The organism is Nakamurella sp. (genome assembly GCF_048594475.1).
Taxonomy (GTDB): domain Bacteria; phylum Actinomycetota; class Actinomycetes; order Mycobacteriales; family Nakamurellaceae; genus Nakamurella.
Map to the genome: position 1 here is coordinate 1 of NZ_JBMDXT010000169.1, position 6012 is coordinate 6012.

Genomic DNA, 6012 nt, shown 5'->3' on the forward strand with positions numbered 1-6012 from the left:
CGCTGCCGGTACACCACCATCCAGAACTGGTCGAACAACGTCTACAACCTGGTCACCAAGCGGGCCAAGGCCGAGGCCGGCGCGACCATGGAGTGGGTCGACGGCAACATCGGCTCCAAGGTGACGATGAAGTACCCCGCCGTCTGGCTGATGGGTGAGCACGCCAAGGGTGAGGTGCTCTCGATCGCGTTCGCCGGCGAGGGCCAGCACCAGGACACCGGCGCGAAGATGCTGCACCTGGCCCCGCACACGTCCTCGACGATCATCTCCAAGTCGGTCTCCCGCGGCGGCGGGCGCACCTCCTACCGCGGCCTGGTGCAGGTCAACCCGGGCAACCACCACAGCCGCTCGACGGTCAAGTGCGACGCCCTGCTGGTCGACACCCTGTCCCGCACCGACACGTACCCGTACGTGGACGTGCGCGAGGACGACGTGTCCATGGGCCACGAGGCCACGGTGTCCAAGATCAGCGAGGACCAGCTGTTCTACCTGATGAGCCGCGGCCTGACCGAGGACGAGGCGATGGCCATGATCGTCCGCGGCTTCGTCGAGCCCATCGCCCGGGAGCTGCCGATGGAGTACGCCCTCGAGCTGAACCGCCTGATCGAACTGCAAATGGAAGGAGCGGTGGGCTGACGTGTCCGCCAGCGCGCCCGTTTTGAGTAACCAGCACGGCCTGACCGAGCACAGCCACGTCGGCGGCGCGACGGTTCGGACGAAGGGAATCGACTCGCACCTGCACGGCATCGGCTCGGCCGACCCGGCCGCCCACCAGCTGCCGTCGGCCAAGGACGAGGCCTGGCGGTTCACCCCGCTGCGCCGGATGCGCGGCCTGGACGACGACCGGGCGTTCGACGGCATCGTCGGGGCCGACAACGAGCGAACGGTCGAGGGCCCCGCGGGGATCGCCGTGCGCCGGGTCACCGGCGACGAGGCCGCCGCCCTCAAGGGCATCTCCGGCAACCTGCCGACCGACCGGCCGGCGGCCCGGGCCTGGCAGGCGAGCGATTCGGTGCTGCTCATCGACGTGCCCGCCGAGACCGAGTTCCGTGAGCCGTTGATCGTCACCTTCGAGGGCGGCACCACCGAGAAGGCGTTCGCCGGGCACCTGGTCGTCCGGGTCGGCCGGCACGCCAAGGCGCAGGTGGCGATCCTGCACGAGGGCACCCAGCTGCTGAGCGACAACATGGAGATCGTCGTCGGTGACGGCGCGCACCTCGAGTTCGTCGCGCTGGAGGAGTGGGACTCGCACGCGGTGCACCTGTCCCACCACCACATCCGGGTGGGCCGGGACGCCACCGTCACGCACACCGCGCTGACCTTCGGCGGCGACCTGGTGCGCGTGGTCGCGGACGTCGTCTACGACGGTCCGGGCGGCAGCGTCGAGCTCAACGGCCTGTACTTCGCCGACGCCGGACAGCACCTCGAGCACCGGCTGTTCGTCGATCACGCGGTGCCGCACTGCACCTCGCGGGCCCTGTACAAGGGCGCGCTGCAGGGCGACAAGGCGCGGACCGTGTGGGTCGGCGACGTGCTGATCCGGCGGGCCGCCGAGGGCACCGACACCTACGAACTCAACCGCAATCTCGTCCTCACCGACGGGGCGCGGGCCGACTCGGTGCCGAACCTGGAGATCGAGACCGGCGAGATCGTCGGCGCCGGCCACGCCAGCGCGACCGGCCGGTTCGACGACGAGCAGCTGTTCTACCTGCTGTCCCGCGGTATCCCGGCGGAGGTGGCCAAGCGGCTGGTCGTCCGCGGCTTCTTCGGCGAGGTGCTGCTCAAGATCGGCATCGAGTCGGTGCGCGAGCGGACCTCCCAGATCATCGAGCGCGAGCTCGCCATCAGCGGCATCTAGCCTCACGGGGGCTCGCCCCCGTGTACCCCCCCACCTGCACAGGCCACGAAGGGCCTCCGGCCCGCAGACTTACTTCCACCGAAGCACGCTTCGGTGGTCAATGAGCGGAGCTCATTGAGAAGATTGGAGCGAAGCTCGTATGTCCACCCTGGATATCCGCGACCTGCACGTCTCGGTGCTGACCGAGGAGGGGCCGGTCGAGATCCTGCGCGGGGTCGACCTGTCCGTGTCGTCGAACGAGACCCACGCCATCATGGGTCCGAACGGCTCTGGTAAGTCGACGCTGGCCTACTCGCTGGCCGGCCACCCCAAGTACCACGTCACCTCGGGCACCGTCACCCTCGACGGCGAGGACGTGCTGGCCATGTCCGTCGACGAACGGGCGCGGGCCGGCGTCTTCCTGGCCATGCAGTACCCGGTCGAGGTGCCCGGCGTCTCCACCTCCAACTTCCTGCGCACCGCGGCCACCGCGGTGCGCGGCGAGGCCCCGCCGGTGCGCAAGTGGGTCAAGGAGGTCAAGACCGCGATGAAGGACCTCGAGATCGATCCCGAGTTCGCCGAGCGCGCGGTCAACGAGGGCTTCTCGGGCGGCGAGAAGAAGCGGCAGGAGATCCTGCAGCTCACCCTGCTCAAGCCCAAGGTCGCCATCCTGGACGAGACCGACTCCGGCCTGGACGTCGACGCCTTGCGCATCGTCGCCGCCGGCGTCAACCGGTACAAGGAGTCGGCCGCCGAATCGGGCGACGGGGTCGGCGTGCTGCTGATCACCCACTACACCCGGATCCTGCGCTACATCCGGCCCGACCGGGTGCACGTGTTCGCCGGCGGCCGGATCGTCGAGTCCGGCGGTCCCGAACTGGCCGACGAGCTGGAGGAGAACGGCTACGTGCGGTTCACCGACGCGCCGGCCGCGGCCGTCTGACGGCAGGCGGGAGACGGACCGCGGGGCGGGCGCGTTCAGGCCCGTCCGGGTCCGGATTCAGGGTCCGGATTCAGGATCCGGATTCAGGAAGGACGAGGAACAGATGACGCAGGAGGTGATCGCCGTGGTCGCCGGGCAGGTGACGGCAGACGAGACCGACCAGGAGGCCGCGGCATCGCCGGCCGAGTTGTCGGGGTCGACCGAGCCGACCGAGCTTTCGGCCGCCGCCATCGAGCGGATCCGGGCCGACTTCCCGATCCTCGGACGGACCGTCCGGGACGGAAAGCCGCTGGTGTACCTGGACTCCGGCGCGACGTCGCAGCGCCCGACGTGTGTGGTCGACGCCGAGCAGGAGTACGTCACCGGCCACAACGCGGCCGTGCACCGTGGCGCGCACCAGCTGGCCGAGGAGGCGACCGACTTCTACGAGTCGGCCCGGGAGCGGATCGCGGCCTTCATCGGGGCTCCGCGCACCGACGAGGTGATCTTCACCAAGAACGCGACCGAGTCGCTGAACCTGGTCGCCTACTCGCTCGGGAACGCCACGTACTCCGATGATCCGGGCGCCCGGCGCTTCCGGCTCGGTCCCGGCGACGAGGTCGTCGTCACCGAGATGGAGCACCACGCGAACCTCGTGCCGTGGCAGGAGCTGTGCCGGCGCACCGGGGCGACGCTGCGCTGGTTCGGCGTGACCGACGACTTCCGGCTCGACCTGTCGAACCTGGACGAGGTCATCACGCCGCGGACCAGGGTGGTGGCGTTCACCCACCAGTCGAACGTGCTGGGCACGATCAATCCGGTCGACGTGCTCGTCGCCGCCGCGCAGCGGGTCGGGGCCCTGACCGTGCTGGACGCCTGCCAGTCGGTGCCGCACCAGAGCGTCGACGTGGCCGCGCTGGGCGTCGACTTCGCCGCATTCTCCGGGCACAAGATGTTCGGGCCCAGCGGGGTCGGCGTGCTGTACGGCCGGTACGAGCTGCTCGAGGCCATGCCGCCGTTCCTGACCGGCGGGTCGATGATCGAGCAGGTCTTCATCGACCGGTCGACCTACGCGGCGCCGCCGGCCCGGTTCGAGGCCGGGGTGCCGATGACGTCGCAGGCCGTCGCGCTCGGCGCGGCCGTCGACTACCTGTCGGTCATCGGCATGAAGGTCGTCGCCGACCACGAGGCCGCGCTGACCGGGTATGCGCTGCAGGAACTGTCGGCCGTCGACGGGGTGCGCATCATCGGGCCGTCCACCACGGTGGACCGCGGGGGAGCGGTGTCGTTCCTGGTCGACGGGGTGCACGCGCACGACGTCGGGCAGATCCTGGACGACGCCGGTGTCCAGGTGCGGGTCGGGCACCACTGCGCCTGGCCGCTGCACCGCCGGTTCCGCATCGCGGCGACCGTGCGGGCGTCGTTCGCGCTGTACAACACGCCGGCCGAGGTCGACGCACTCGTCGCGGGCGTGCGCGCCGCGCAGGACTTCTTCGGGGTGAGCTGAGCCGATGCAGATGGAAAAGCTGTACCAGGAGATCATTCTCGACCACTACCGGTCGCCCCACCACTACGGGCTGCGGGAGCCGTTCGGCGCCGAGGTGCATCACGTCAACCCGACCTGCGGGGACGAGGTGACCCTGCGGGTGCATCTGGTCGACACCGGTGACGAGCCGGTGGTCGCCGACGTCTCCTACGAGGCGCTGGGCTGTTCCATCTCGCAGGCCTCGACCTCGGTGCTGACCGACCTGGCCATCGGCCGGCCGCTGCCGGACGTCATGGACGCGTTGGACGACTTCACCACCATGATCACCAGCCGCGGCACGGTCGACGGCGACGAGGACGTGATCGGCGACGGCATCGCCTTCGCGGGCGTCGCCAAGTACCCGGCCCGGGTCAAGTGCGCGCTGCTGGGCTGGATGGCATTCAAGGACGCGGTCTCGCAGACCGTCGATGCAGGTGGGGATTCCGTCCCCGCCGGCCAGGAGGGCTGACCCATGACGAGTAGCATCGAGGATTCCGGTCGCGTGGGCCGCGGAGCCGCCGATCTCGACGCGGTCACCGAGACCGCCGCGGCCGCCGCGCCGGCGGCCGTCGACACCCAGCTGATCGAGGATCTCGAGGAGGCCCTCAAGGATGTCGTCGACCCCGAGCTGGGCATCAACATCGTCGATCTCGGCCTGGTGTACGACCTCTCGGTTGATCCCGACAACACCGCCATCATCGACATGACGCTGACCAGCGCGGCCTGCCCGCTGACCGACATGATCGAGGACCAGGTCGCCGCCGCGTTGACCGGACCGGAATCCGGCCTGGTGGACGACTTCCGGATCAACTGGGTCTGGCTGCCGCCGTGGGGTCCGGAGCGCATCACCGAGGACGGCCGCGACCAGATGCGCGCCCTGGGCTTCAACATCTAGACCCTGCTCGCCCCAGGGGCCTGACCGGCTCTGCTGCGCCGGTTGGCTGATCAATCCCGGGTCGAACCCGGACATTCCGCCCGCGCGGCGCGGGTTTGATCAGCGTTGCGCGGGTGCCGTGGACCGAAAAATGCCGGGCCTCCGGCGCCGATCGGGTGCTACTTTTCGCGGCCGACGCCGCTGGAAAGGAGGCCCCCGATGACCGATGTGGTGTTGCTCAACGCCTCGTACCAGGTGCTGTGCCGGATCGTCTGGTCGCGGGCGGTCGTCCTGATCGTGACCGGGGAGGCCGACACCGTGGAGGCGCACCCGACCCGGGTCGTCCGCTCGCCGCGGGTGACCGTGCCCTGGCCGACGGTCGTCCGCCTGCGGTCCTACCGGCATCTGGTGGACCGCTCGGTGCCCACCGGCCGGCCGTCGCCGGCGCAGATCCGACTCCGGGACGGCCGGACCTGCGCGTATTGCGGCGGCCCCGGGGACACGGTCGACCACGTGGTGCCGCGGTCGCGGGGCGGGTCCAACGGCTGGGACAACCTGGTCTGCGCCTGCCGGCCCTGCAACAACCGCAAGGCCGACCGCACGCCGAGCGAGGCGGGCATGCGGCTGCGGTGGGCCCCGCGGGTGCGGCCGCCGTCGGACATTCAGCGGCAGGCCGATCAGGAGCGGGTCTGGGATCTGCTGGCCAAGGCCGGCTGAGCGGCCGGTCCGCGCCTCCGCCGGCCGCCCGCGCCCGGCCCTCCGCGCGCCGCGGGGTGCTGGGCGGGTCGGCGCCCGGCGCGGGCGTCGAGCCGGGCCGGGGCGACCCGGAGCCGGGAGGGCCCGCCGCCGGGCGT

General features: G+C 70.7%; 7 protein-coding genes. All 7 read left to right on the plus strand.

From position 1 onward, the window contains the following. A partial coding sequence (locus ACOJUF_RS08455; RefSeq protein ID WP_420121418.1) for a SufD family Fe-S cluster assembly protein occupies window positions 1–636 on the plus strand: 636 nt, incomplete at its 5' end. A 22-nt stretch (window positions 637–658) separates the two neighbouring features. Beyond that, window positions 659–1858: a Fe-S cluster assembly protein SufD gene (gene sufD / locus ACOJUF_RS08460; protein WP_420121419.1), complete on the plus strand. Its 1200-nt coding sequence runs from the start codon at window positions 659–661 to the stop codon at window positions 1856–1858. A 139-nt stretch (window positions 1859–1997) separates the two neighbouring features. After that, complete coding sequence (gene sufC, locus ACOJUF_RS08465; protein ID WP_420121420.1) at window positions 1998–2780, plus strand: Fe-S cluster assembly ATPase SufC; 783 nt, start codon at window positions 1998–2000, stop codon at window positions 2778–2780. 103 nt (window positions 2781–2883) lie between these two features. After that, the gene (locus tag ACOJUF_RS08470; protein ID WP_420121421.1) at window positions 2884–4266 is read left to right on the plus strand and encodes a cysteine desulfurase; all 1383 of its coding nucleotides are present in this window, start codon (window positions 2884–2886) and stop codon (window positions 4264–4266) included. Window positions 4267–4270: 4 nt separating this feature from the next. Then, window positions 4271–4753 carry a Fe-S cluster assembly sulfur transfer protein SufU gene (gene sufU, locus ACOJUF_RS08475; RefSeq protein ID WP_420121422.1) on the plus strand — a complete coding sequence of 161 codons (483 nt, stop codon included), beginning with the start codon at window positions 4271–4273 and terminating at the stop codon, window positions 4751–4753. Between the two features lie 3 nt (window positions 4754–4756). Beyond that, window positions 4757–5179 (plus strand): metal-sulfur cluster assembly factor, encoded by a 423-nt coding sequence (locus tag ACOJUF_RS08480; RefSeq protein WP_420121423.1) that lies wholly within the window; start codon window positions 4757–4759, stop codon window positions 5177–5179. A gap of 198 nt (window positions 5180–5377) precedes the next feature. Further along, complete coding sequence (locus ACOJUF_RS08485; protein WP_420121424.1) at window positions 5378–5875, plus strand: HNH endonuclease; 498 nt, start codon at window positions 5378–5380, stop codon at window positions 5873–5875. Window positions 5876–6012 lie beyond the last annotated feature (137 nt).

Excerpts from the sequence above, each read along its gene's own strand:
- sufC (WP_420121420.1), top strand. The coding sequence starts at position 1,998 with ATGTCCACCCTGGATATCCGCGACCTGCACGTCTCGGTGCTGACCGAG.
- ACOJUF_RS08470 (WP_420121421.1), top strand. The coding sequence starts at position 2,884 with ATGACGCAGGAGGTGATCGCCGTGGTCGCCGGGCAGGTGACGGCAGAC.
- sufU (WP_420121422.1), top strand. The coding sequence starts at position 4,271 with ATGCAGATGGAAAAGCTGTACCAGGAGATCATTCTCGACCACTACCGG.
- ACOJUF_RS08480 (WP_420121423.1), top strand. The coding sequence starts at position 4,757 with ATGACGAGTAGCATCGAGGATTCCGGTCGCGTGGGCCGCGGAGCCGCC.
- ACOJUF_RS08485 (WP_420121424.1), top strand. The coding sequence starts at position 5,378 with ATGACCGATGTGGTGTTGCTCAACGCCTCGTACCAGGTGCTGTGCCGG.